Here is a 25,232-nt window from a genome sequence, read left to right as displayed (position 1 = left end):
CGGAAAGCTGCCTTTTCCTTTTGCGCAATAACTCGCTGTTATGCCAAGAGGTATTGATTTTAAAGCGATATATTGTTGTCACTGTGGTGTGCGTGGCCGGCTGCCACGGTGATGCAGGCGGGAGGTGTGGGGTGGATTGGTCTGCTTGATCACCGTGCGATTCACGGTGAAGGGGGCGGTTACATCGCGCGAGGACGCAACATGTCATCACTCACGTTGTATTTTTGCAGCGATGCGCAGATGGGCCGGCTTCGGCAAACCGAACCGGAAAACCTAGAGATCGAAACTGGTGTAGCGCCGGTTTGCCTCGATCAACCGCGTCGCGAGCAAGGACAGGAACGCTCGGTCAAACTGGCTGCGCAGCTCGACCGGGCTCTCGCCCAGCGTGTCGCAAGGGATCTTGAGTACCTGCAGATCGGTCAGTGCCGTCACCGTTGCACTGCGGCGTCGGGCGCCGGGGAGGATGTAGACCATCTCCCCGAGTGAGTAACCGGCCTTGTCGCGCGATAGTTCGATGCCCTCGCGCTCGATGATCACCTCGCCCTCAACCAGCAGGTAAAAGGAATCCCCCAGTGCGCCTTCATGGATCAATCGCTGGCCGCGCTTGATCTGCGCCCAGACGCCCAGCCGCAGTACGGACCACAGTAGTGGCGGGGGAAAGTCCTTCAGCAGGGGCATGGTACGCAGCAGGGCGATTTTTTCGGCGTCGGTTTCGCCCGCCTGATCCGGTTGTGCGCTGGCGGAGAGGAAGCGGGTAAGGGCCTGGGCGAAAGCGTCCCAGGTGGCATAACGAGCATTCAGATCGATGGCCAGTGCGCGCATGATGACCTCGTCGAGCGCCAGAGGCAGGGCGGGACGCCTCACCGATGGGGGAACAGGACGCTCGTTGCCGATCTTGTACATGAGCGCAAACTCGGACTCAGCCTCGAATGGCATCTCACCGGTAAGGAGCTGATACAGGGTGACGCCAAGTGAATAGATATCCGTGGCCCAGGTCAGGGGTTCGCCCTTGACCTGCTCGGGTGACATATACGCCGGGGAGCCGGCGGTTTCGATTCGGGTGACATCCAGCTGCTGCCAGTCGGCGGTGCCGAAATCCGTGATCTTGACGTCGCCATCCGGCGTGAGGAGCAGGTTGGCGGGCTTGATATCCCGGTGAATCAGTCCTAGTTCCGCAGCGTAGCCCAAGGCATCGCAACACTTGAAACCCAGCGAGAGTACCTCGTTGACTGGTAGCAGGGCGTCTGGTGCGGTGAAGGCAGACAAGGGTTTGCCCTCAACGTATTCCATCACCAGATAAGGGGGATCGTTATCGAGATCGGCGTCCAGCATGGCCACTACATGCGGGTGCTTGAGCTTGCCCACCAGGCTCGCTTCTACCCTGAAGGACTGGATGCGCCGCTTCATGGCTGCAGCATCGGTGCTGGCCTCCTGGCGCAGGCACTTGATGGCCACCTGTCTGCTGAAGAATCCATCCTTGGCGAGATAGACGATACCCGTGGCACCCCGTCCCAGTTCGGCGCTGACTGCGTACTTGGCGATGCGGGCAGGTGGGCTGGGGCGGGTTCGATCCATGGCGGGGGTGTCCATCATGCTTAGCGATGCGGTGGTTTGGCTGGCGAGCGAGTCGTTTACGAGAATACGATTTGCCACAGGTTGCGCACGGCGGCGCAGTAGGGCGCCACTTCCCCCAGTGCTTCCTGCGTAGGGGCAGAGCCGTTGAGCCGCTGCTTGTGCTGCAGCTCACGCAGCAGGCGGTACGCCGCTTGTGCGCCATCTGCCAGTGCAGTGGGAATCAGCCCGGCTTCGGCTGCCGCCCTGAGCAGGGCGATATTGCCGCTGTTGTCCAGCAGGGCGGCGTGCTGCGCGGAATAGGCCAGTATCAGGTACTGAACGATGAATTCCACGTCCACGAGGCCGCCACGGCAGTGTTTCACGTCGTCGGGGTTGGCCGGGTGGGTTTGCAGCATGCGCTCGCGCATGGCGACCACCTCGTCGGCCAGCTTGGGCTTGTCACGACGTTGCGCAAGGATGTCCCGTCGAACGGACTCGAAGGCTTGTCCCACTGTCTTGTCGCCAGCGGCATAGCGTGCGCGGGTGAGGGCCTGGTGCTCCCACACCCAGGCGTTCTCGCTCTGGTACTGGCGGAAGGCGCCGATGCTGGATACCAGCAAGCCGGATGCACCATTGGGACGCAGGCGCAAATCCACCTCGTAGAGCGTGCCGGCAGGCGTGGTCGTGGAGAGCCAGTTCATCAGTTTGCGGGCGAGCCGCGCGTAGACCTCATTGGCGTCGGGATGATCGTCGTCATACAGGAAGATCAGATCAAGATCCGATCCGTAGCCCAGCTCTTTGCCCCCGAGTTTGCCGTAGCCAATGATGGCGAATGCTGGTGTATCGCGGTGGCGTTTGGGCAGTTCGGCCCAGGCGCGTTCCAGCGCCAGCGTGAGGATCAAGTCGGCCAGATCGGACAGGTGGTCCGACAAGGTCGTCAATGACCATTCACCAGCCAGATCCTGTGCACACAGGCGGAACACCTGCTGGTGCTGGAAGTGGCGCAGCACATCCATTTCGGCTTCAGTATCACCGGCATGCAGCACCAGCTCATCACGCAGCTGCGTGCCCAGACGCGGCCAGTCCGGCGGGGCATAGAGGAGGCGGGCATCGAGCAGTTCATCGAGCAGGATGGGATGGCGATGCAGGTAGTCGGCCACCCAGGGGCTGGCACTATGCAGGGCGGCCAGGCGACTCAGTGTTTGCGGGTGTTCGGCTAGCAGTGCCAGATACGATTCGCGGCGGGCGATGGCATCCATGAAGCGCAGCACGCGGCTCAGCGTTTCATCGGGATTGGGCTGGCGCGCACACACTTCCACCATGGGCGGAATCAGCGCGTCGAGCCGACGCCGGCTTTTGTCGGCCAGCGTCTGGTAACGGCCGCTTTGCGCCACCGAGGCCAGCAGACGTTCCATCTCGGCCGGTTGCTGGTACCCCAGCGCGGCGAGCCGGGGCTGGCCCGACTGGCCATCGGCAATGCCCAGCCACAAACCGGCCAGGGGGTGCACGGCATCGCCCTCGGCTTGCGGCAGCGCGAACACCTGCTCGAAGTGGCGCGAAACGGTGGCGCGGTGGGCATCAAGCGCTGTCAGAAAAGCCGGCCAGCCAGCGTAGCCCATGCTTTCGGCAATCAGCGCCTGATCGCCCTCGTTGGTGGGCAGCATCTGGGTCTGGCCGTCGTCCAGATATTGCAGACGGTGTTCCAGGTCGCGCAGGAATACATAGGCGGCTGTCAGCTCGGCGACAACGGCGGCATCGAACTGGCCCATCGCTTCGAGTTCGCGCAGCACCTCGCGTGTGGGCCGCACGCGCAGGGCAGGGCGGCGGCCGCCGCGGATAAGCTGGAAAACCTGGGCAATGAACTCGATCTCGCGGATGCCGCCGGGGCCGAGCTTGATGTTGTCGGCAAAGTCGCGGCGGGTGACTTCGCGCTGGATCTGCGCGTGCAGATCGCGCATCGAGGCATAGGCGCCGTAATCCAGATACTTGCGGTATACGAACGGCGTGACCAGTTGCATCAAGCCTGCGGCATCGCCACCGAGCCCATCCGGGCCGGTAATCGCCCGCCCCTTGATCCAGGCATAACGCTCCCACTCACGGCCCTGGGTCAGCAGATAGTTCTCCATGGCCGCGAACGAGCACACCAGCGGGCCGCTATCGCCATAGGGCCGCAGGCGCATGTCCACGCGGAACACAAAGCCATCCTCAGTCACATCGTGAATCAGCGCGATCAGCTTCTTGCCGGCACGGGCAAACCATTCGTGGTTGGAAATCGGTCGCGGGCCATTGGTTTCGCCGTCTTCGGGGTAGACGAAGATCAGGTCGATATCGCTGGAAACATTGAGTTCACGCCCGCCCAGTTTGCCCATGCCCACGACGATGAGCTTCTGTACCTCGCCCGTTTCGTTACCGATGGGCTCGCCGGTACGCTCGTCCGGGCGGGTAACACAGGCCAGCGCGGCCAGGATGGCGACTTCCGCCAGATCGCTGACGGTGACGATCACCTCATCCAGGTCGGCCAAACCCAGCAGGTCACGACTGAAAATGCGCGCCATCACTGCCTGTCGCAGCTTGCGCAGCGCGGGCTTGAGCATGGCCTCATCCGCATCGGCCGGCAGCATGGCCTCCATGTCGGCTCGGCTGAACGGTTGCTGTAATACAGATAATGTTTGCTCGAACAGAACCGGCTGCGCGCTGAAGAGTCTCTGCAGATAACGGCTATGTTTGCTGGCTTGATCGAGTGGCGTAGTCATGTGGGATTTGTGCACGCAGGGATAAATGTCCAAGACGTTGTCATGCGGGCGCGGATAAAATCCGCCTTCAACGCGCTTTGCGCTTTCAATGATTCTAGCTGCTCGTCGCTTGCCGGGCGCTTTGCCGTGTCGATGTCGCCCGCCCGCCACCCTGTTCAATCCCGCTTTATCTGGTTTCGCCGCAAGTGCCTGGGAGTACTGCACTGGCATGGTCGCGCGCTGATCTGGCTGGGCTTGGCTGTGATATTGCTTTGGGGCGCGGTGGCCGCGGGCTTGCAATGGTGGGTGTTTCCGCGTCTTGAAAGCTATCGTCCGGCCTTGGTGGCAGAGCTGAGCCAGCGCGTGGGCCGCCCGGTCAGCGTGGCCGAAGTCCGCGGCGGCTGGCGCAATGCTTCACCCTATCTGGATTTGCGGCAGCTGAGTCTGCACCACAGCGATGGTCGTCCGGCATTGACCCTGCCTGAAGTGGAAGCCACCTTGTCCTGGTGGCCCTTGTTGCTGGGCGATCTGCGGTTTGCCCGTCTCACCGTCGTAAGGCCTGATCTGGAGCTGACGCGCGAGACCGATGGCTCGGTGCGGCTTGCCGGCTTGCCACTGGATCAAGGCGGGGACGATACCCTCAGTAACTGGGTGCTGCGACAACATGATATTGCGATCGTCGATGCCACCGTGACCTGGCGTGATCACGCGCGCGCTGCGCCGCCCCTGGTGTTGCAGCATGTGGAATTCAGCCTCGAAAACCAGTTGTTTGGCCGCCATCGCGCCAGCCTGAATGCCACACCTCCTGTGGCGCTGGCATCTCCGTTTCGCGCGGAAGCACGCTGGCGGGGGGACGATATGGCCAGGTTTTCGAGCTGGCAGGGAGATATCCAGGCCCGTCTGCAGCATGTGGATCTGGGAGCCTGGTCGCGCTGGGTGCCGTTTCCGTTTGATCTGCGACGTGGTCGCGGCAATCTCGATATTGATCTGGATTTCAGCGGCTGGCGTGCCACGGCCATCAAAGCCCGGTTTGATCTGGCGGGTGTCAGCCTGCGTTTGGCGCCTGAACTGGAACGGCTGGATGTGGATGGTCTATCTGCTGCGCTGGCTTGGCAGGACCATGATGGTGAGCGAGAACTCGCTCTCTCCCAGCTCAAGCTGACGGCCGAGGGCGGCAAACTGCTCGACGGCAGTCAGGCCAGTCTGCGTCTGGACAAGCGGGGCGGGGGTGAATTCAACGCTGCCGGTTTGACCCTGCCCGCTTTGGGTAAGCTGCCCCCCGCACTGCCTTTGCCGCGTGCCTTGCATCGGCAACTCGCCGGCATGCAGCCCACCGGACGGCTCGACCGGGTGCGCTGGACCTGGCGTGGTGACTGGCGGGAACCTACAGAGTTTGGTGGCCGAGCCGGATTTACCGGTCTGGGATTGATCGCGCAGGGCAACATGCCCACGCTGGGGCCTCTGGATGGTGAGGTCGATTTCACCCACGAAGCGGGCAATCTCAGCCTGCGCTCTCAGGGTTTCAGACTGAGCGCTGCCGGTGTCTTTGAGGACGCCTTGCAGTTTGATCGCTTCCGCGCGGGCTTGGACTGGCAACGTGCCGGGCGGGGCTGGGTCGTCAGTCTGCGTGATTTCCTGGCCACCAACACGGATCTGGATGCGACGGCGACCGCGCGTTGGTCCTGGCCCGGTGAGGGCATGGGCGAACTGCGCCTGGATGGCCGTGTTGCCCGACTCAGTGCGGCCAAGGTGGCCGATTACCTGCCCACCGAACTTGGCCCAGACACGCGACACTGGTTGCGCACCAGCCTGTTGGCGGGGGAGGCACGCAATGCGCGCTTCGAGCTGGATGGGCCGCTGGCGGGTTTTCCGCATGCAGACGGCAAGACCGGCGTATGGAAAGTGAGTACCGAAGCCCATGGGCTGACACTCGACTATGCCAACGGATGGCCACCGATGACCGGGATAGATGGGCGTGTCGATATTGTCGGCAACCGGCTTAGTGTGGAGGCAACCGGGCAGATCGCAGGCACTCGGGTGACCCAAGCCAAGGCGCTGATTGAGGATCTGGCGCACAGCACCGAGGTCCAGATCGATGGTGAGGTCAGTGGTGCTACTGCGGATTATCTGAGCTATATCGCCCGTAGCCCGCTGGATGCAAGCTTGGGGCATATCGGCAGTCAGGCCCGTGCGAGTGGTGATGGACAACTGAGCCTCAAGCTGGCGATCCCGTTTGAAGACACGGACGCCACCCGGGTCAGCGGGCGCTATCGTTTTGCCGGCAACCGCTTGCAGATCGGTGAGGACATGCCCGAACTCACGGGTTTCGGTGGGGAAATCAGCTTTACCGAGCAGTCGGTTGGCAGCCGTAATCTTGGTGCCCAGGTTCTGGGCGGCCCGGTCAGGCTAGACCTCAGCAGCGCGACCGACGCGATTGCGAGGGTGAAGGGCACGGGCCGGGTAGACGCCCAGACAGCCCTGCGCCGTTATGGCGTGCCGTTTGCTGAGCGGGTCAGTGGCCAGACGGATTACCGCATTGCCGTCTCTCTGCTGGACCAAGGCTGGCAGATGAGCCTGGAGGCTCCGATGCGCGATGTGCGTATTGATCTACCTGCTCCACTCGCCAAACCGACCGGCGAGGTCAGGCCACTGCGGGTTCAACTGAGTGCAGACGCACAGCGAGAGCAATGGGGCGTGGTGCTGGGGAACACGCTCAATGTGGCTCTGCGACGCACCCAGCAGCAGGGCGTTTGGCGCACGGAGCGGGGCGAAATCTTCCTTGGCAATGGCACGCCCAACGCGGCCAACCGCGGGCTATGGGTGAGCGCCAACCTGCCTGAGCTGGCGCTGGACCCATGGCTGGCCTTGCTGGATTCGCCAGCAGCCAGCAGCCAGGGCGAGACCCTGGCAGGGCTGGAGATCAAGACGGTACGACTGAGCCTGCTGGGCAGCCAGATCGACGACACCTTGTTGCGCGCTTTGCCACAGGCCGATCGTAGCTGGCTCATCACCATGAGCAGCAAACAGATCGAAGGCAAGGGGAGCTGGTCGCCGCAGGGCAAGGGTACGCTCAATGCCCGACTCAATCGCTTGCTGCTGCCTTTGCCCGATGCACCCGATGGCGCGGCCACCGATAACGGGCAGCAAACTGAGTTGCCGGCCCTGGATGTGGTGGCAGAGGACTTTCGCTATCGCGCGCACCCCTTGGGCAAGCTCGAAGTGCGTGCCCAGCAGCAACGGGAAAACTGGCTGATCGATACGCTTACATTGAGCAATCCCGATGGCCGTCTGGCCATGCAGGGCGTCTGGCGCACCGGTGGTGGCGAAAATGCGACAAACATGAAGCTGGATGTCAGCTCCGACAATATCGGCAAACTGCTGGCCCGCATGGGCTATGCCGAAACGGTCAGCCGTGGCAGCGGTGCGCTCAAGGGCGAGCTGGCGTGGCAGGGTTCTCCCTTGGCGCCGCACTATCCCAGCATGACTGGCAGCCTCAAGTTGCAGGCCAGCAACGGCCAGTTTGCCAAGGTCAATCCGGGCATGGGCCGTCTGCTCGGCATTCTGAGCTTGCAGGCCTTGCCGCGACGCCTGACTTTGGATTTCCGCGACATCTTCAGCGAGGGCTTTGCCTTCGACCGTATCGAGGGCGATAGTAAGATCGTGAAAGGCGTGGCCAGTACGGAGAACCTCAGTATTGTCGGGCCTTCGGCGCAGGTGCTGTTCAAGGGCGAGGCGGATCTGGGACGTGAGACCCAGAAGTTGCGGGTCCGCATCGTGCCGACCATCGGCGATAGCGTGGCAGTGGGCGCAGGTGTCGCCCTTGCCAACCCGGCGCTGGCTGTTGGCGCCTTTCTGTTGCAACGCGCCTTGCGTGACCCGCTGGGTCGCCTGATCGCCTACGAGTACGACATCACGGGCGGATGGGATGATCCGCAAGTGAGCAAGGTGGGCGCAGTGCCGGCCAAATAGGCCGAGCAAGCCTGAAACAAACCCGCACGCTGAAGGAGCCCATCATGTCTACCCGAGCCCATAGCACCCAGTCCGCGGCCGCCGTTGCGGCCAGCAAAGGCGGCATGCGCGTCGCGGCCATCCAGATGGCGTCCGGCCCCAGCGTTTCGGCCAATCTGACAGAAGCCGAAGTGTTGGTGACGCTGGCTGCCAAGCAAGGAGCCAAGCTGGTGGTGCTGCCTGAGTACTTTGCGATTCTTGGTCTCAAGGATACGGACAAGGTTGCCGTGCGCGAGAAGCCCGGTGATGGTCCGATCCAGTCCTTCCTGTCCAAGCTCGCCAAGAAGCGCGGTGTATGGATAGTAGGCGGCTCGATCCCACTGTGGACGGATGACCCGGACAAGGTTCGCAACACGACGCTGGTGTTTGACGATCAAGGTCGGCAGGTGGCGCGGTACGACAAGATCCATCTGTTCGGTTTCGAAATGAACGGTGAGAAGTACCGCGAGGAAAACACGATTGAACCCGGCGACGAAGTCGTGGTGTTCGATTCGCCTTTCGGTCGCGTGGGTGTTGCCATCTGTTATGACCTGCGCTTTCCCGAGCTGTTCCGGCGCATGCAGCCGGTAGACCTGATCGTGGTCCCCGCTGCCTTTACCGAGACCACCGGTCGTGCCCATTGGGAAACGCTGATCCGCGCCCGCGCCATCGAGAATCTGGCCTATGTGGTGGCTTCGGCGCAGGGTGGTTTCCACCGCAACGGACGTGAGACGCATGGCAACAGCATGATCGTGGACCCTTGGGGCATTGTGCTTGATCGTCTGCCGCGCGGTTCGGGCATTGTGATTGCCGATATCGATCACGATTACAAGGCGCGTTTGCGCCAGAGTCTGCCTGCATTGCAGCACCGGGTTCTGGCGTGCTGATACGTGGTGTGCTGCTCGCGCTGACCAGTATTGGCCTATCCGCGGCAGAGCGTCTTGACTACGGTTGCAGCAGGCCACTGGAAGTGGGTGTCATGCCGATGGGCGCCTTGTACTTCGACGACAGGGGCATCAAACGCGGTCTGGATGTCGATCTGGTTGAAGAGGTCTCCCGCCGCACTGGCTGCCTGATCGAACTGCGCGAGCTGAGCCGGGTGTTGCAGCTGCGTTTGCTCAAATCCGGCCAGATCGCGATTGGCACTGCCATGGCCATTGATTCGGTGCGGGCGCGTGATCATTACGTACTGCCGCTGATGGAAAGCCGCAATGAAATGCTGCTGGCGCGGCCGGCACTTGATCATGTGCAGACCCCGGCAGATCTGATCAGCGTGCCCGGACATGTCCTCGGGGTGGTGGGGGGTGCTGTGCATGGCGAGCCCTATGACAGCTTGGTCGAATCATTGCGGGCGCAAAAGCGTGTCGTCGTCGCCCCTGATCATGGCAGCAACATGCAGCAGCTTCGTCAGGGCCGCATCCAGGCCCTGATTGCACACCCGTTCATGCATGCATCGTCCTTCATCCCGGCTGCCGAGCTGGAGCAGCGCTTCCGGATACTGAAATGGGGAAAGCGGGAGGATGCGCTGAAAGGAGGCTGGGCCTTGTCTCGTGCCCGATTCAGTCCCCAGCAGGCCGAGCGCTGGCGGGAAATGTTTGCCACGATGCGCACCGATGGCACCTTGTTGAGGTTGCTGACGCGGTATGTCGGCCAGGCCAGAGCACAGGAGATGTTGGTGCGATAATCGCCGCGCACGTTACGATGCCCGTCTCACCTGCAGTTCACACGGATAAAAGCCCTGAATGACTCCCTCCTTGCATGCCCTCAGCCCCGCCCAGCACGCCAGCACGCTGCTGCTTGATCCGTACCAGCTTGATGAAGCGGCGCTTGATCGGGTGTTTGGCGAGATCATGACCCGTGAAGTCGATTATGCCGATCTGTATTTCCAGTACAGCCGCGCCGAAGGCTGGAGCCTGGAAGAAGGTATCGTCAAATCAGGCAGTTTCAATATTGATCAGGGGGTAGGCGTGCGCGTCGTCAGCGGCGACAAGACGGCGTTTGCGTATTCGGACGATATCAGCCTGCCGGCACTGCATTCGGCGGCGCAGGCAACGCGTGCCATTGGCCGTCAGGGGGGCACCAGCCGTGCCGGCGTTGCCGTGGCCGGACACGGGCACCAGCTCTATCGCCCGATCGACCCGCTGGGCAGCCTGGGCGAGGCGGACAAAGTCACTCTGCTTGAGCGTCTGGAGCGCTATGCGCGCAGTCTGGACCCTCGGGTCATCCAGGTCATGGCCAGCCTGGCCGGTGAGTATGAGGTGGTATACATCGCCCGCCACGATGGTCACCGCGCTGCGGATGTGCGGCCGCTTGTCCGTGTGGGAGTTCAGGTCATCGTTGAGCAGAACGGCCGCCGAGAGTCGGCTCATGTGGGTGGCGGGGGGCGCTTCGATTACGCCTATTTCAGTGATGAACTGTTGCAAGGCTATGCCCGCGAGGCCGTACGCCAGGCGCTGGTCAATCTTGACGCCCGCCCGGCACCCGCGGGCGAGATGCCTGTGGTGCTCGGTTCGGGTTGGCCTGGCATCCTCCTGCACGAGGCGATCGGTCATGGTCTTGAAGGAGACTTCAACCGCAAAGGCAGTTCGGCTTTTGCCGGCCGTGTCGGCCAGCGGGTAGCTGCACCTGGCGTGACCGTGGTGGATGACGGCACGCTGCCAGACCGCCGAGGCTCCCTGAATGTGGATGATGAAGGCAATCCCAGCCAGCGCACCGTGCTGATCGAAGACGGCATCCTGCGTGGCTATATGCAGGACAGTCTCAATGCCCGTCTGATGAAGGTGCCGCTGACCGGCAACGCGCGGCGCGAGAGCTATGCCCATATCACCATGCCGCGCATGACCAACACCATCATGATGGGGGGGGACTCCGCGCCTGAGGAAATCATCGCTTCGATCAAGCGTGGTCTGTATGCAGTCAACTTTGCTGGCGGTCAGGTCGACATCACCAGCGGCAAGTTCGTCTTCTCGGCCAGTGAGGCGTACTGGGTCGAGAACGGCAAGATCCAGTACCCGGTCAAGGGCGCCACGCTGATCGGCAATGGCCCCGATGTGTTGACGCGCGTGAGCATGATCGGCAATGACCTCTCGCTGGATGCCGGTATCGGTACTTGCGGCAAGGAAGGCCAGAGCGTGCCGGTGGGCGTGGGCCAGCCGACGGTACGCATCGACGGCGGGCTCACGGTGGGTGGGACGGCATGAGCGTGAGCCTAGTGCCCATGACCGCCGAACACTATGCGGATTTCATGGCGCGAAGCCGGCAAGACTACGCGAACAGCAATATCAAGGCCGGACGCTGGCCCGCCGAGGGCGCACTTGAGCGTGCCCATGCCCAGACCCGGGAAATGCTGCCACAAGGACAGGCTACTCCGAACCATCATTTTCTTGATGTGCATGATGCGGAGGGTGATGCCGTGGGCGTGCTCTGGTTTGCGCTGAATCCAGGGCCTGGCGGCCCGCAGGCCTGGATTTACGAGATCGCCATTGCCGAGTCTCGCCGTGGCCAGGGCTTGGGCCGTGCCACCATGCTGGCATTTGAGCAGGCGGCGCGTGCGCTGGGGGCGCAGACGCTGGGGTTGAATGTGTTTGCCTATAACACCGCCGCGGAGTCCTTGTACCGCAGCTTGGGGTATCTGCCCGTGGCCACGCAGATGAGCAAACCGGCGCTGGCTTGACCCATGGGTCAGATCCCGATGTCGCGTATTCGGTACAGCATGTTCCCGTAGCAACAGGGCGCCACGCAGGTCGAGTAAATGCTCGCTGTGCAGATGGCAACAAGGCGCTTGCCCGCGTTTGCATTTGCGGGTCTGCATGGGTAAAACAGTGATCAAGAACAACGTCGCGACGGGGCTTGCCCGTCAGCGAGCGCGAGCGAGGCAACACGGCACACCCTGAGCAACCGGAGTGCCATATGGTCAGCCATCTCATCTTGCCCGTCAGTCGCCTGTATCGATCCGATCTGGCGGCTATCCATACACATTTTCTCAAGCTGAACGAAGCCGATCGCAGCCAGCGCTTTGGCCTGGCGGCGAGCGATGCTGCGATTGCAGCGTACGTAGATGGCCTGCGCTTTGATCAGGATGCCTTTTTCGGGGTTTGGGACGAACAGGATGACAGCCTGCTCGGCTTTACCCATCTCGCCATCAGTCCGGTGAACCGCTACGCCGAGATCGGTGTCAGCGTGCATGCTGCTGCGCGCCGTCGTGGCTTGGGGAGTGCCATGCTCGATCAGGCCATCGACTACGCGCTGCGACTGGAGCTGACCGAGGTGGTCATGTGCTTTCAGCCCTACAACACCGAGCTGATGCAACTGGCCAGGACACACGGCATGCGGTTGAGCGTCGGCAATGGCGAGGGACTGGCCCGCCTGGGGCTGGTGGCGCGTTGATCGGTCTGGTACGCGGTAGTCCCGTCAGGTGCTGCGTGAGGATTCAGGTGGCGCGTTTGGGGCCGCGCAGCAACACCAGCACGGCACCGGCACCACCATCGGTAGGGCGGGTCTGGCAATAGGCCAGCACTTCATCGCGTTGAGCCAGCCAGTTCCGCAACTTGAGCTTGAGCACCGGCTCTTTGTTCTTAGAACCCAACCCCTTGCCATGGACAATGCGTACGCAGCGCTTGTCGTTGCGGACGCAATCGTGAACATACTGGCCAACGGCCGCGCGGGCCTCATCCACATTGAGGCCGTGCAGATCAAGGTTGGCCTGCACCACCCAGTGCCCGCGACGAAGCTTCTTGAGCGTATCAAGCCGCTGCCCGGCACGCAGATACAGTAGCTCTTCGCCGCTTTCGATCTCGTCCCAAGGCCAGTTGTCGGTCATGGCGTCGTGCATGACTTTGCCGTCATCGGCGATTTTCTGCAGCGGCCACGGGCCGATCTGGCGCGGTGGGTGCGCGTAGGGCAGTGTGCGTTTGAGCGGGCTGACGTCGGCCACGGCCTGGCGAAACAGTGTCGCATCATCAGGCGTGACCGGCTGAACGATGGATCTTGCAGCCACCCGTGCAGCACGTTGCTGCTTGCGCATATCTCGCGCCAGCGGCTTGAGCAGATCGGCAAGGGCGGTGTCAGAGTGCTTGGGGCGAGCCATGATGGCGATTCTATCGCGTGCACGAAAAAAGCCGCCCGGAGGCGGCTTTGTCCGAGTGCCGATGGAGATCAGCGCAGGGTATCGAGATACTTGTCGGCATCCAGGGCGGCTTGGCAGCCCGTAGCGGCGCTGGTAATGGCCTGACGATAGATGTGATCCTGTACATCACCCGCGGCAAACACGCCCGGCACGCTGGTGCCCGTCGCACCGCCTTCGCGGCCGCCCTTGGTGATGATGTAGCCGTTTTCCATGTCGAGCTGGCCGGCAAATATATCGGTATTGGGCTTGTGGCCGATGGCGATGAAGCAGCCGGTCAACGCCAGGTCCTTGGTCGCACCGTCCTTGCTGGACTTGATGCGGATGCCGGTTACACCGGTGTTGTCGCCCAGCACTTCGTCCAGCGTCTGGTTCAGTTCCAGGCTGATCTTGCCGGATGCAACCTTCTCCATCAGGTGATCGACCAGGATCTTCTCGGCGCGGAAGGTGTCACGACGGTGTACCAGGGTCACATGGCTGGCGATATTGGCCAGGTACAGTGCTTCTTCAACGGCGGTGTTGCCGCCGCCAACCACGGCAACCTTCTGGTTGCGGTAGAAGAAGCCGTCGCAAGTGGCGCAGCCGGATACGCCCTTGCCCATGAAGGCTTCTTCGCTGGGTAGGCCCAGATACTGCGCCGACGCACCTGTGGCAATGATCAGGGCATCACAGGTGTATTCACCTGCATCGCCAATCAGGCGGATTGGGCGTTCGTTCAGCTTGGTCGTGTGAATATGGTCGAACACGATCTCGGTGCCAAAGCGGCGAGCATGCGCTTCGAAGCGCTGCATCAGTTCGGGGCCTTGCACGCCATCCGCATCGGCAGGCCAGTTGTCCACTTCGGTGGTTGTCATGAGCTGACCACCCTGCGCGAGACCGGTAATCAGCAACGGTTTGCGGTTGGCGCGCGCTGCGTAAACAGCGGCGGTGTAGCCGGCGGGACCCGAGCCGAGGATGATCAGGCTGCTATGGGTAGTCTTGGACATGGCAATTCCTTGCAGTGGGCAGTCAAAAAAGCTCCGATAGTATAAGTGCACGCAAAGCGAGGGCCTAAATTGATTGTTTCAATACGCCCGATAGGTGGCTGACAGTTTATGGTGAAGGCATGAGCGTATTGCGGCTATATCTCCAGGTTTTTCTGCATCTTGGTGCGTTGCGCCGCTGGCCGGTGCGGCGTGTGCTCATGAAGCAGATCTACTTTTCCGGCATACAGGCATTCCCGCTGATGCTGTTCATTGCGATTGCCGTGGGTGCCATCGTGGTCGGTCAGCTGCACTATCAGATCGGCCAGAGTGGCGAGGGCAGTCTCAGTCTGCTAGCCGGGATTACGCTGACCGAGCTGGCCCCCTTGCTCACAGCCATCATGCTGACCGCTCGCTCCAGTTCTGCCATGGCCAGTGAACTCGCGCTGATGCGGTTGAATGGTGAGCTCACGGCGCTGGAACGCATGGGCATTGACCGGGTGCCCTATCTGATCATGCCGCGGGTGCTGGGGATGATGTTTGCCACCACGGCACTCGGTTTCTACTTTGCAGTCATTACCCTGCTGACGGGTGCGCTCGGCGTGGCAGGCTTCAACTGGCTCAACGAGCTGGGCCGACTGTCCCAGTCCTTGCCGGCATCGGTATGGCTGCTTTGTCTTAGCAAGTGCGTGGTGCTGGGCTCCGTGATTGCGACGGTTGCCTGTGCGCGGGGCCTGCGTGGTGGCAGCACGGGAAACGATGTACCCATTGCCGCATCCAGTGCGGTTATCCGTGCTTTGTTGGCAGTGTTCATGGTGGATCTTGCGTTCATCCTCTTGGGGCAGCTATGAACTGGTTTGCCGAATTGACACTCCATGACGGGGTGTTGTCTGTTTATCCGGGCGTGCGTCTGTGGCATGCCACCAGTGGCGCTGCACGCCTTGACGCCTTTGCCGCGCTGAACCGACAGCGTGCCGGACCACACGGCTGGCTGCCAGGGCAGGGGGGGCTTGTCGCCAACCTGCGTGTCTGGGAGAACTGCCTGTTACCCGCCGCCTATTTCCAGTCGCGCAGCCTGGTCCAAGAGGAGCAACGTTTCCAGGGCTTTCTGGACGACTTGCAGATCGACCAGTCTGAACGAGCCATGCTCAGCCGGGCTACGGTCGCCATGCTCACCCCGCGTCAGCGACGCCAAGCGCTGATGTTGCGCACACTGATGGCAGCGCCCGAAATGATCCTGATCGAAACCGAATGGTTGCAGATGGCGGATGACACTGAAGCCGGCAGCTATGTCGATGCATTAGGTAAGCATTGCCCTCACGCTGCGTGGATCGCGCTTGGGCCGCAGCGTCCAGCCGCGATCTGGCGTATCAACCCTGCCAAGGAGCCGGCCGATGCCGCTATTGCGTGACGACGATCCCCGCTTCAGGGCACTGCCGTGGAAGCTTGCCCTGTTTGTCCTGACTGCGCTGGCAGGTGCGGCCTTGGTCATTGTGTTCTTTGCATGGCGCCAAGGATATTTCGAGGCCAAGACGCCCCTGACGTTTATCAGCGATAGCGGCAACGACTTGCGACTGGGTATGGCGGTCAAGTTCTCCGGATTCAAGATCGGAGACGTAACGGATCTCAAACTGGATGAGCGTGGACGCGTGCGGATCGCCGTGATGGTCGAGGATCGTCATCTCAAATGGATCAAGTCCGATTCGGTGGGCCGTGTGGCCAAGGATGGCCTGATCGGGGACGGGTATATCGATGTGGGTATCGGTAATCCCCGCTTTCCCCCGGTTGACCGGAATGCCGAACTCGAATTCATCCCGGCCAAGAGCATGGATGAGATCCTCCGTGAGGTTCGTGATCGCGCCATGCCAACGCTGGTCGAGGTCGAAAGGCTGATTCAGCGTATCAACAACCCTGAAGGTGACCTGCACCAGACACTGGTCAATCTGCGCCAGTTCTCAGCGGGCCTGTCGGATACCCGAAGCAAGCTGGATCAGGCGCTGGACAGCGTCAACCATCTGGCCGCCAACGAGGTACCCGCTACGCTGGCTAACACACGCCAGGCACTGGAAAGCGCGGATGCATCGTTGCGTCTGCTGGAGAGCCGTCTACCCACACTGCTCGACAAGACGGACCAGACCCTGGGGCACGTGGAATCCATGGCCGGCATTGCGCGCAAGGTGCTTGAACAAAGCGGACCCGACATCGTCGGCTTGGCGCATGAAGGTCACCAGCTGACGCGCAAGGGGAATCAGGCGGTGGATGCCGTAACGGGCGCCTGGCCGTTGAATCGTCTGATCTCGCCTGCACCAGAACAACTTCCTCGCAGCGATAGTCAGGGGCTGACACCATGAACTTGCGACCGGGACTCATGATCATGCTGGTGGCCGCACTGATGGGGACACTGTCGGGCTGTGCCGGGACCAAGGCGGTTGAACCTGCTGAACGTCTGCAGGCGCAGTTGCTGACCCGGGCTGCTGTAGGGGCCGCTACACGCGGTAACTGGCAGGTGGCGAGCAAGAACTGGCAGGAAGCCGCGCAGCGCCATGCCTCGCTGGATGACTGGACCGCTGCGGGACGGGCAACACTGGGGGAGGCCCAGGCGTTGGTGCAGCTGGGCCAGAAAACAGAAGCCATTGCCCGCCTGACCCGCTTGCTCGGGTCGAGCCGCTATGTCCCGCCCGTTCAGGCCGAAGCCCGCTATCAACTGGCACTGTTGGCCGCGGCGGCCAAAGACGCTGCCTTGGCTGCGCAGCATCTCGATGCAATGGATTCGATGGCGGGGATTGAGCCTGCGCTGCAGGGCGCTGTGCTGAATCTGCGCGCCCGACTTGCTGCGGATCAGGGCGATTGGCAGGCTGCTCGCCAACTGGCTGCGCGGGCTCTCGTATCACCTGGCCTGAGTTCCATGGAGGCGGCAAACGCACAGCGTTTGATCGGAGAGGCGGCCATGCAGACAGGTGACTGGCATGCCGCTGAGGCGGCGCTCAATGCGGCGCTGACGCAGGATCGGATACAGGCCCGCTCGGCTGCGATTGCGCAGGATCTGGCCCTGTTGGCAGAACTGGCGGACAGACGGGGGAGTCCCGAAGCAGCAATGCTGCGCGCACGCGCGGACGACGTGTGCAATGCGGTGCGGGACTTGAGCGAAAAGGCAGTATGTGCCTATAATCGCGGGCTTCCCAGATCCGGGAAGTGAATCTCCCGCCTGCGGCAGCCAGGGTGCGTCAACGACGTGTCAAGCTGCGGGCGGTAAGACCCTAACCCTCGCATTGGAGTTTTACTATGTCCGTTAGCATGCGCGATATGCTCGAAGCTGGTGTGCACTTTGGCCACCAGACCCGTTACTGGAACCCGAAGATGGCTCAGTACATCTTTGGTCAGCGTAACAAGATTCACATCGTCAACCTCGAAAAGACCCTGCCGCTGTTCGAGAGCGCACTGACCTACGTGCGTCGCCTCACCGCCAACAAGGGCACCGTGATGTTCGTCGGTACCAAGCGTCAGGCCCGCGAAATCGTTCGCGAAGAAGCCCTGCGCGCTGGCGCCCCGTTCGTTGATCACCGCTGGCTCGGCGGCATGCTGACCAACTACAAGACGGTCAAGCAGTCGATCAAGCGCCTCAACGAACTGCAAGTTACCTTGGCTGATGCCAACAACGGCCTGTCCAAGAAAGAACTGCTGCTGCTGACCCGCGAAGTCGAAAAGCTCGAAACCTCGCTGGGCGGCATCAAGGACATGAACGGCCTGCCGGACGCCATCTTCGTGATCGACGTTGGCTACCAGAAGGGTGCCATTGTCGAAGCCCAGAAGCTCGGCATCCCCGTCATCGGTGTGGTTGACACCAATAACTCGCCCGAAGGCATCGACTACGTGATCCCGGGTAACGATGACTCGGCCCGTGCCATCCGTCTTTACGCCCGTGGCGTGGCCGACGCGATCCTCGAAGGCCGTGCTCTGGCTATCCAGGAAATCATCGCCGCTGGCAGCGAGACCCAGGCTGCTTAATCGCCCGGTCACAGACAGCAAGCAAAAAGGGGCGTCTCGCCCCTTTTTGCTACCCAGATTACCGAATCCCGAATACTGAACGATCAAGGAGTACGAACATGGCAGAAATCACCGCAAAGATGGTCGCCGAGCTGCGCGAAATGACCGGCCTGGGCATGATGGATTGCAAGAAGGCCCTGGTTGAAGCCAATGGCGACATCAAGGCTGCTGAAGAAGCCCTGCGTATCAAGAGCGGCAACAAGGCTTCCAAGGTGGCTGGCCGTACCGCCGCTGAAGGCACTGTGGCTGCTTTCGTGAAGGGCAATGTGGCTGCTCTGGCTGAAATCAACTGCGAAACTGACTTCGTGGGCAAGGACGCCGGCTTCCTGGCTTTCGCCGCTGCCGCTGCCGAAGCCATCGTGACCGGCAACCCTGCTGATGTGGAAGCGCTGGGCGCCGTCAAGACCGCCTCGGGCGAAACCGTTGAAGAACTGCGCAAGGCCATCATTGCCAAGTTGGGCGAGAACATAAATGTGCGTCGCTTCACCCGCATTGAAACCGCCGGCAATCTGGCTACCTACCTGCACGGTTCCAAGATTGGCGTGCTGGTTGATTACACTGGCGGCAATGAAGTCATGGGCAAGGACATTGCCATGCACATCGCTGCCTCCAAGCCCAAGAGCCTGGATGCGTCGGGTGTGGATGCCGAACTGATCGAAACCGAACGCCGCGTGGCCATTGAGCGCGCCAAGGAAGCCGGCAAGCCGGAAGCCATGTGGGAAAAGATCGCTGAAGGTACCGTGCAGAAGTTCCTGAAGGAAGTCACCCTGCTGAGCCAGCCGTTCGTGAAGGACGACAAGCAGACCATCGAACAGCTGCTGAAGGCCAACAACGCTTCGGTGAAGTCGTTCGTGATGTACGTGGTCGGCGAAGGCATCGAGAAGAAGGTTGTCGACTTCGCTGCTGAAGTGGCTGCCGCTGCCAAGGTTTAAGCATTACCTGCAAGACCCATGCAACCGTCCGGGGAAACCCGGGCGGTTGTTTTGCAAGTAGGGTCCGAATCGGGTGAACTTTCCCCTGCCGGGCTGCTACAAAGAATCGATTTGTTTTCCCACACAAAGGTGACCCCATGACGCACACCCCCATCTACAAACGCATCCTCCTCAAACTGTCGGGTGAAGCGCTGATGGGGGAGGATAGTTACGGGATCAATCGCCAGACCGTGGAACGCATCGTGGCCGAGATCAAGGAAGTGGCCGAGATGGGGATTGAAGTCGCGGTGGTGATCGGCGGCGGCAACATCTTCCGCGGTGTCGCCCCTGCCGCCGCAGGTATGGACCGCGCAACGGCCGATTACATGGGTATGCTGGCCACGGTGATGAACGCCATGGCCTTGCAGGATGCCATGCGCCAGCAGGGGCTGGTCAGCCGCGTGCAGTCGGCGCTGACGATCCAGCAGGTTGCCGAACCTTATATCCGCCCCAAAGCCATCCAGTATCTCGAAGAAGGCAAGGTTGTCATCTTCGGGGCCGGCACGGGTAACCCCTTCTTCACTACCGATACCGCAGCGGCCCTGCGTGGCATGGAAATGAATGCCAACATCGTACTCAAGGCCACCAAGGTGGATGGTGTCTACACCGATGATCCGAAGAAGAACCCGGATGCGGTGCGTTATTCCAAGCTGACCTTCGACGAAGCCATCAGCAAGAACCTCAAGGTCATGGATGCCACTGCGCTGGCCCTCTGCCGTGATCAGAACATGAATATCCGTGTGTTCAGCATCTTCAAGGCCGGCGCGCTCAAGCGCGTGGTGCTCGGCGAGGATGAGGGCACGCTGGTACACTGCTGACAGCTTGTTGTTGTGGCAGGGCAGGTTGCAGGCGCTCACCAGGCAGAGCCTGGTGCTTTGGCCGATTTGGAAGGGCAGGCTGTCCCTGAAATTCCCTGCCCCCTCCGCCCCCGAACGCTGCACGCTCAGTTCCAGGCTCCGTTCTCGCCAAGAACTTCGGGCGGCCGCCGGCGGGGAACCTCGCTTCGCTCGATAGCCTTGCCTCTCGCTAAGCGAGTACAGAATACTGTTCCGGGTTCCTGACTCGGAGCCAATCAAGACAAACCCAGCAACTCAGGAGCGAGATTCATGATCGCTGAACTCAAGCAAACCATCGAACAGAAGATGCAAAAGTCGGTGGAGAATCTGAAAACCAATCTGGCCAAAGTGCGTACGGGCCGAGCCCATACGGGCCTGCTCGACCATATCACCGTGGATTACTACGGTAACCCCACGCCGATCAATCAGGTGGCGAGCGTGGGTCTGGCCGATGCCCGTACACTGCTGGTGACGCCTTACGAGAAGAAGATGTCGAGTGCGGTTGAGAAGGCCATCCGTGATTCCGATCTAGGCCTGAACCCGGCTGCCATGGGTGATGCCGTGCGCGTGCCGATGCCGATGCTCACTGAAGAGCGCCGCAAGGACCTGATCAAGGTCGTGCGCAGCGAGTCCGAGGACAGTCGCGTGGCCGTGCGCAACCTGCGTCGCGATGGCAACGATCAGCTCAAAAAGGCAGTCAAGGACAAGCTGATCTCCGAAGACGAAGAGCGCCGCGCTACCGACGATATCCAGAAGCTGACCGACAAGTACATTGCCGAGATCGACAAGCAGCTTGCCGACAAGGAAAAAGAGCTGCTGACGGTATAAGGCGAGTTTCGTGGCCCTGTTCAAAAGCTCGACCCGGGAGATCCCCGAGGTCGCCAAAGTCCCGGCGCACGTTGCCATCATCATGGATGGCAACGGTCGCTGGGCGAAGAAGCGTCTGCTGCCGCGAATCGCCGGGCACAAGCAAGGTGTGGAGACAGTACGCGAGGCGGTCAAAGCCTGCTCGGAACTGGGTGTGCGTTACCTGACGCTGTTCGCTTTTTCCAGCGAGAACTGGCGACGTCCTGAAGAAGAAGTCTCTTTCCTTATGGGCCTCTTTATCGCCGCGCTGGAACGCGAGATCGACAAACTCGATCGCAACGACATCCGCCTGCGTCTGGTTGGTCGGCGTGATCGTTTTTCGCCACAAATCGTCTCCCTGATCGAGGCTGCCGAAGCGAGGACGGCTGGCAATACCGGCCTTACCTTGACCATCGCCGCCGATTACGGTGGCCGCTGGGATATCCTGCAAGCTACGCAAGCCATGTTGATCGCCCGGCCGGAACTTCTCGCCAGCGGTTATGGCGAGGATGATCTCGCCCCGTATCTGGCCATGGCTTATGCCCCGGAACCCGATCTGTTCATCCGTACGGGTGGCGAAGCGCGGGTGTCCAATTTTCTGCTTTGGCAGCTTGCCTACACCGAGCTGTACTTCACCGATCTGTTCTGGCCCGATTTCGATCGTGCTGCGCTGGAGGCCGCTATTGCATCCTACTGCCAGCGCGAGCGCCGCTTCGGTCGCACCAGTGAGCAGTTGAGTTCCCCATGCTGAAAACCCGAATCCTGACCGCCCTGGCGCTCTTGCCGCTGGTGCTCGCTTGCCTGTTCTTTGCGCCTGCCTGGGGCTGGGGGATGTTTGCGTTATTTGCGCTTACCCTGGGTGCTTGGGAGTGGGCACGTTTCTCTCGCCTGGATCGCACTGAATCGGGTGTGTTCATTGTCACTTTCGTGGTGCTGGGTGTCGCGTGGCTGGTGTTGCCACTGAGTCGTAGCTGGGGTGTCTGGCTGGATATGCTGGCTTTGCCATTCTGGCTGCTGCTTGTCCCCCTGTGGCTTGCGCGGAAATGGTCGCTTGCCCGCAAGCCGATCGCCGCGCTGCTTGGCTGGGTGATTCTTCTCGCCGCCTTGGCTGGCGTCACCCGCATGCGCGAGATGCATCAAGGTCCCTGGATTCTGTTGGCAGTCCTGGCTATTGCCTGGGTTGCCGATATTGCGGCCTACTTTGCTGGACGTACCTTCGGCAAACACAAACTGGCCCCTTCAATCAGTCCGGGCAAGACTTGGGAGGGTGTCGCCGGGGCCATCGTCGCGGTTTCTGTGTATGTCACCTTCCTGCATGCCTCCGATCTCTCCTTGTTCGCAACGTTGCCGTTGCCTTTGCTGCTGCCGCTGGCGTGGTTATTGACGGCCATCAGCGTGATAGGCGATCTGTTTGAGTCGATGCTCAAGCGTCAGGTTGGTCTCAAGGACAGCAGTCAGCTATTGCCGGGGCATGGCGGTGTGCTGGATCGCATCGATAGCCTGCTATCGTTGGTACCTGTGACTACGGCCTTGCTGTTCGGCTTGGCACCCTTGGTGGTCTGACCCATGGCTGCCGTTCAGAACATCACCGTCCTTGGCGCTACCGGCAGCATCGGCGTCAGCACGCTGGATGTTATCTCCCGTCATCCAGAACGTTACCGAGTCCTTGCCCTCAGCGCGCATGGTCAGCTTGAAAAGTTGCTGGCCCAGTGCCAGGTTCATCGTCCACGGTATGCCGTGCTGGCGGAACCGGGACGGCTGGTCGAGTTCAAGCTGATGCTGGCTAGTGCAGGCTTGACCGGCATTGAGGTTCTGGCGGGTATGGAGGCGCTGGAATACATCGCCAGCCACCCAGAGGCCGACGCGGTCATGGCGGCTATTGTCGGGGCGGCGGGGATGAGGCCGACGCTGGCTGCCGCGCGGGCCGGCAAACGAGTGTTGCTAGCCAACAAGGAAACCTTGGTCATGGCTGGCGGCCTGTTCATGGATGCGGCTCGGGAAGGTGGTGCGACGCTCCTGCCTATCGACAGTGAACACAACGCGATCTACCAATGCCTGCCCCAACCCTTCAGCGATACGGCCGGGCAGGGCGTACGCAAGATATTGCTGACTGCGTCCGGTGGCCCGTTTCGTTGTGCGTCGGCTGAGGAACTTGCCGTCGTTACGCCAGCCCAGGCCGTCAAGCATCCCAACTGGAGCATGGGGCGCAAGATTTCGGTGGACTCCGCAAGCCTCATGAACAAAGGGCTGGAGGTCATTGAGGCACGCTGGCTGTTCGATTTGCCGCCTGAGCGCATCAGCGTGGTCGTTCACCCGCAAAGCGTGATCCACTCCATGGTGGAGTATGTGGATGGGTCCGTGCTGGCACAGCTGGGCAACCCGGACATGCGTACACCCATTGCTTATGGTCTCGCTTGGCCTGAACGTATAGATGCCGGTGTGTCGCCGCTGGATCTGTTCCAGATTGCGCGACTGGATTTCGAGGCACCTGATCTGTCCCGCTTCCCTTGTCTGGCGCTTGCGTTCGAAGCCCTGCGCATGGGTGGTGCGGCGCCGGCGGTGCTCAACGCAGCCAATGAAGTGGCTGTTGCCGCTTTTCTGGATGAGCAACTGGGATTCACAGCCATCGCCCAGCTCAATGCTGCCAGCCTTCAGGCTGTTGCTGCCGACTTTGACGCCCGATCACTTGATAGTCTGGTCGCGGCAGACGCGGCAGCGCGGCGTCATGCTCAAGGGTGGCTGCGTGACCATGCACACTGACGGGGCGGCGACATGTCTTTGCTGATCACGATACTGGCATTCGCACTGGCGATTGGTGTGCTCGTCTCCGTCCACGAGTTCGGGCACTACTGGGTGGCACGGCGATGTGGCGTGAAAGTTCTGGTGTTTTCGATCGGCTTTGGCCGGCCGCTCGTGACCTGGCAGCGCGGTGAGGTGCAGTGGCAGCTTGCCGCCATTCCGCTGGGGGGCTACGTCAAGATGCTCGATCAGCGAGAGGCACTCGTTGCGGCAGAGGAAGTGCATCGCGCGTTCAATCGGCAATCGCCACTCAAACGTATTGCTATCGTACTTGCTGGGCCCTTGGCCAATTTTGCCCTTGCGATTGCGGTTTATTGGGGAATCTTTCTCGCGGGCGTCGAAATCACAGTGCCTCGTATTGGCGCTGTCACGCCGCAGAGCATGGCTTCTGCCGCTGGCTTCAAGCCCGGCGACACCATTCTCACGATGCAAGGGGAGCCTGTTGCTTCCTGGGCAGAGGCCCGCCTATCGCTGATTGATGAAGCCGCTGCCCGGCGTGTACTGGCCGTGACGGTCCGCACGCAAAGTGGCGTGTTGGCAGAGCGAATGCTCGATCTGAAGCAGATCGACAAAGATGCCATTGACGGCGACATTGCTGATTTTCTCGGCCTCTCGGTCGCTGTTTACAAGCCGGTGCTGGGTCATCTCGTCGCAGACGGGGTGGCTGCCAAAGCCGGACTGCGCCAAGGGGATGCCCTGATCAGTCTGGATGGTCAACCTCTTGCCGACTGGGCATCCTTTTCTGCGGCCATCAAGGCCAAGCCCGATATCCCGGTCAGGTTGCAGGTCAAGCGTGATGGCCGTCTGATTGAAACGGTCATCACCCCGGCGGCCATCATTGATCGTGCCGGTAACCGGGTCGGACGCGTTGGTGCCGGTCCCACACTGGATATGGATGCCATCCGTCTGCTCCAGCAGCCTGTTCACTATGGCCCGGTGGAAGCGCTTGGCAAGGCATTGCTGCAGACCTGGTCAACATCGGCCTTGTCACTGCGCATGTTGTGGCGCATGGTGACGGGCGATGTCTCCTACAAGCAGCTTTCTGGCCCTGTGGCCATTGCGGGCTATGCCGGTCAGAGTGCCCAGATCGGCCTGCGCGCCTACCTGGAATTCCTGTGCCTGATCAGTATCAGTCTGGGGGTGCTCAACCTCCTGCCCGTGCCGGTGCTGGATGGTGGGCATTTGATGTATTATTCCGCCGAACTTTTGCGGGGCCGACCCGTGTCGGAACGCGTCATGGAACTCAGCCAGCGCGTAGGCGTCGGACTCCTCGCCGCGTTGATGATTGTTGCCCTGTTCAACGACATCACGCGCCTGGTGGGCAGCTGACCGCCCCGTCGTTATCCAGCGATTGCCCGGATCTTTTTCCGGGTTATCGG

22 protein-coding genes are annotated in these 25,232 nt (G+C 61.3%); 18 read left to right on the top strand and 4 right to left on the bottom strand.

Annotated elements, in window-relative coordinates:
• Positions 1 to 273: 273 nt before the first annotated feature.
• Both O9X62_RS12510 and glnE read right to left on the bottom strand, forming a co-directional pair.
• Positions 274 to 1,575, bottom strand: coding sequence for a serine/threonine-protein kinase (locus tag O9X62_RS12510; protein ID WP_269533221.1), 1,302 nt, complete (start codon positions 1,573 to 1,575; stop codon positions 274 to 276).
• A 56-nt stretch (positions 1,576 to 1,631) separates the two neighbouring features.
• The gene (gene glnE / locus O9X62_RS12505; RefSeq protein WP_269533220.1) at positions 1,632 to 4,307 is read right to left on the bottom strand and encodes a bifunctional [glutamate--ammonia ligase]-adenylyl-L-tyrosine phosphorylase/[glutamate--ammonia-ligase] adenylyltransferase; all 2,676 of its coding nucleotides are present in this window, start codon (positions 4,305 to 4,307) and stop codon (positions 1,632 to 1,634) included.
• 132 nt (positions 4,308 to 4,439) lie between these two features.
• On the opposite strand from glnE, the gene O9X62_RS12500 reads away from it, so the two are divergent.
• The 6 genes from O9X62_RS12500 (at position 4,440) to O9X62_RS12475 (ending at position 12,659) form a co-directional block, all read left to right on the top strand.
• A complete protein-coding gene (locus O9X62_RS12500; protein ID WP_269533219.1) occupies positions 4,440 to 8,255 on the top strand; it encodes a YhdP family protein in 3,816 nt (1,271 codons plus the stop codon).
• Positions 8,256 to 8,359: 104 nt separating this feature from the next.
• Positions 8,360 to 9,160 (top strand): carbon-nitrogen hydrolase family protein, encoded by an 801-nt coding sequence (locus O9X62_RS12495; protein ID WP_269533517.1) that lies wholly within the window; start codon positions 8,360 to 8,362, stop codon positions 9,158 to 9,160.
• Complete coding sequence (locus O9X62_RS12490; RefSeq protein WP_269533218.1) at positions 9,154 to 9,957, top strand: ABC transporter substrate-binding protein; 804 nt, start codon at positions 9,154 to 9,156, stop codon at positions 9,955 to 9,957. The genes O9X62_RS12495 and O9X62_RS12490 overlap by 7 nt, the downstream gene beginning before the upstream one ends.
• Positions 9,958 to 10,015: 58 nt before the next feature.
• Positions 10,016 to 11,473, top strand: a complete 1,458-nt coding sequence (gene tldD, locus O9X62_RS12485; protein WP_269533217.1) for a metalloprotease TldD — start codon at positions 10,016 to 10,018, stop codon at positions 11,471 to 11,473.
• A complete protein-coding gene (locus O9X62_RS12480; RefSeq protein ID WP_269533216.1) occupies positions 11,470 to 11,946 on the top strand; it encodes a GNAT family N-acetyltransferase in 477 nt (158 codons plus the stop codon). The genes tldD and O9X62_RS12480 overlap by 4 nt, the downstream gene beginning before the upstream one ends.
• A 236-nt stretch (positions 11,947 to 12,182) precedes the next feature.
• Entirely contained in the window at positions 12,183 to 12,659 is a 477-nt protein-coding gene (locus O9X62_RS12475; protein WP_269533215.1) for a GNAT family N-acetyltransferase, read from the top strand.
• 43 nt (positions 12,660 to 12,702) lie between these two features.
• Here the strand turns inward: O9X62_RS12475 and O9X62_RS12470 are convergent, their stop codons facing one another.
• Positions 12,703 to 13,359, bottom strand: a complete 657-nt coding sequence (locus O9X62_RS12470; RefSeq protein WP_269533214.1) for a Smr/MutS family protein — start codon at positions 13,357 to 13,359, stop codon at positions 12,703 to 12,705.
• A 68-nt stretch (positions 13,360 to 13,427) separates the two neighbouring features.
• Positions 13,428 to 14,381 carry a thioredoxin-disulfide reductase gene (trxB, locus tag O9X62_RS12465; protein ID WP_269533213.1) on the bottom strand — a complete coding sequence of 318 codons (954 nt, stop codon included), beginning with the start codon at positions 14,379 to 14,381 and terminating at the stop codon, positions 13,428 to 13,430.
• Between the two features lie 197 nt (positions 14,382 to 14,578).
• On the opposite strand from trxB, the gene O9X62_RS12460 reads away from it, so the two are divergent.
• The 12 genes from O9X62_RS12460 to rseP all read left to right on the top strand — a co-directional run bounded on the left by O9X62_RS12460 (position 14,579) and on the right by rseP (position 25,182).
• The gene (locus O9X62_RS12460) at positions 14,579 to 15,208 is read left to right on the top strand and encodes an ABC transporter permease (RefSeq protein WP_269533212.1); all 630 of its coding nucleotides are present in this window, start codon (positions 14,579 to 14,581) and stop codon (positions 15,206 to 15,208) included.
• Positions 15,205 to 15,768: a hypothetical protein gene (locus O9X62_RS12455; RefSeq protein WP_269533211.1), complete on the top strand. Its 564-nt coding sequence runs from the start codon at positions 15,205 to 15,207 to the stop codon at positions 15,766 to 15,768. Before O9X62_RS12460 ends, O9X62_RS12455 begins: the two co-directional genes overlap by 4 nt.
• On the top strand, positions 15,752 to 16,708 hold the full coding sequence (locus tag O9X62_RS12450) for an MlaD family protein (RefSeq protein ID WP_269533210.1): 957 nt from the start codon (positions 15,752 to 15,754) through the stop codon (positions 16,706 to 16,708). The genes O9X62_RS12455 and O9X62_RS12450 overlap by 17 nt, the downstream gene beginning before the upstream one ends.
• On the top strand, positions 16,705 to 17,553 hold the full coding sequence (locus O9X62_RS12445; RefSeq protein WP_269533209.1) for a tetratricopeptide repeat protein: 849 nt from the start codon (positions 16,705 to 16,707) through the stop codon (positions 17,551 to 17,553). The genes O9X62_RS12450 and O9X62_RS12445 overlap by 4 nt, the downstream gene beginning before the upstream one ends.
• An 86-nt stretch (positions 17,554 to 17,639) precedes the next feature.
• Entirely contained in the window at positions 17,640 to 18,362 is a 723-nt protein-coding gene (rpsB, locus tag O9X62_RS12440; protein WP_269533208.1) for a 30S ribosomal protein S2, read from the top strand.
• 98 nt (positions 18,363 to 18,460) lie between these two features.
• Positions 18,461 to 19,333, top strand: a complete 873-nt coding sequence (tsf, locus tag O9X62_RS12435) for a translation elongation factor Ts (protein WP_269533207.1) — start codon at positions 18,461 to 18,463, stop codon at positions 19,331 to 19,333.
• Between the two features lie 137 nt (positions 19,334 to 19,470).
• Entirely contained in the window at positions 19,471 to 20,190 is a 720-nt protein-coding gene (gene pyrH / locus O9X62_RS12430) for a UMP kinase (RefSeq protein ID WP_269533206.1), read from the top strand.
• 288 nt (positions 20,191 to 20,478) lie between these two features.
• Entirely contained in the window at positions 20,479 to 21,036 is a 558-nt protein-coding gene (frr, locus tag O9X62_RS12425; RefSeq protein ID WP_269533205.1) for a ribosome recycling factor, read from the top strand.
• 82 nt (positions 21,037 to 21,118) lie between these two features.
• On the top strand, positions 21,119 to 21,805 hold the full coding sequence (uppS, locus tag O9X62_RS12420) for a polyprenyl diphosphate synthase (RefSeq protein ID WP_374708402.1): 687 nt from the start codon (positions 21,119 to 21,121) through the stop codon (positions 21,803 to 21,805).
• Positions 21,799 to 22,617, top strand: a complete 819-nt coding sequence (locus tag O9X62_RS12415; protein WP_269533204.1) for a phosphatidate cytidylyltransferase — start codon at positions 21,799 to 21,801, stop codon at positions 22,615 to 22,617. The genes uppS and O9X62_RS12415 overlap by 7 nt, the downstream gene beginning before the upstream one ends.
• Before the next feature lie 3 nt (positions 22,618 to 22,620).
• Entirely contained in the window at positions 22,621 to 23,814 is a 1,194-nt protein-coding gene (gene ispC, locus O9X62_RS12410) for a 1-deoxy-D-xylulose-5-phosphate reductoisomerase (protein ID WP_269533203.1), read from the top strand.
• 12 nt (positions 23,815 to 23,826) lie between these two features.
• A complete protein-coding gene (gene rseP, locus O9X62_RS12405; protein WP_269533202.1) occupies positions 23,827 to 25,182 on the top strand; it encodes an RIP metalloprotease RseP in 1,356 nt (451 codons plus the stop codon).
• Positions 25,183 to 25,232: the final 50 nt, after the last annotated feature.

It is taken from the genome of Chitinimonas sp. BJYL2, assembly GCF_027257935.1.
GTDB lineage: Bacteria > Pseudomonadota > Gammaproteobacteria > Burkholderiales > Chitinimonadaceae > Chitinimonas.
Note: the sequence above shows the minus strand (reverse complement) of the source record. Positions and strands in the feature narration are given on the sequence as shown.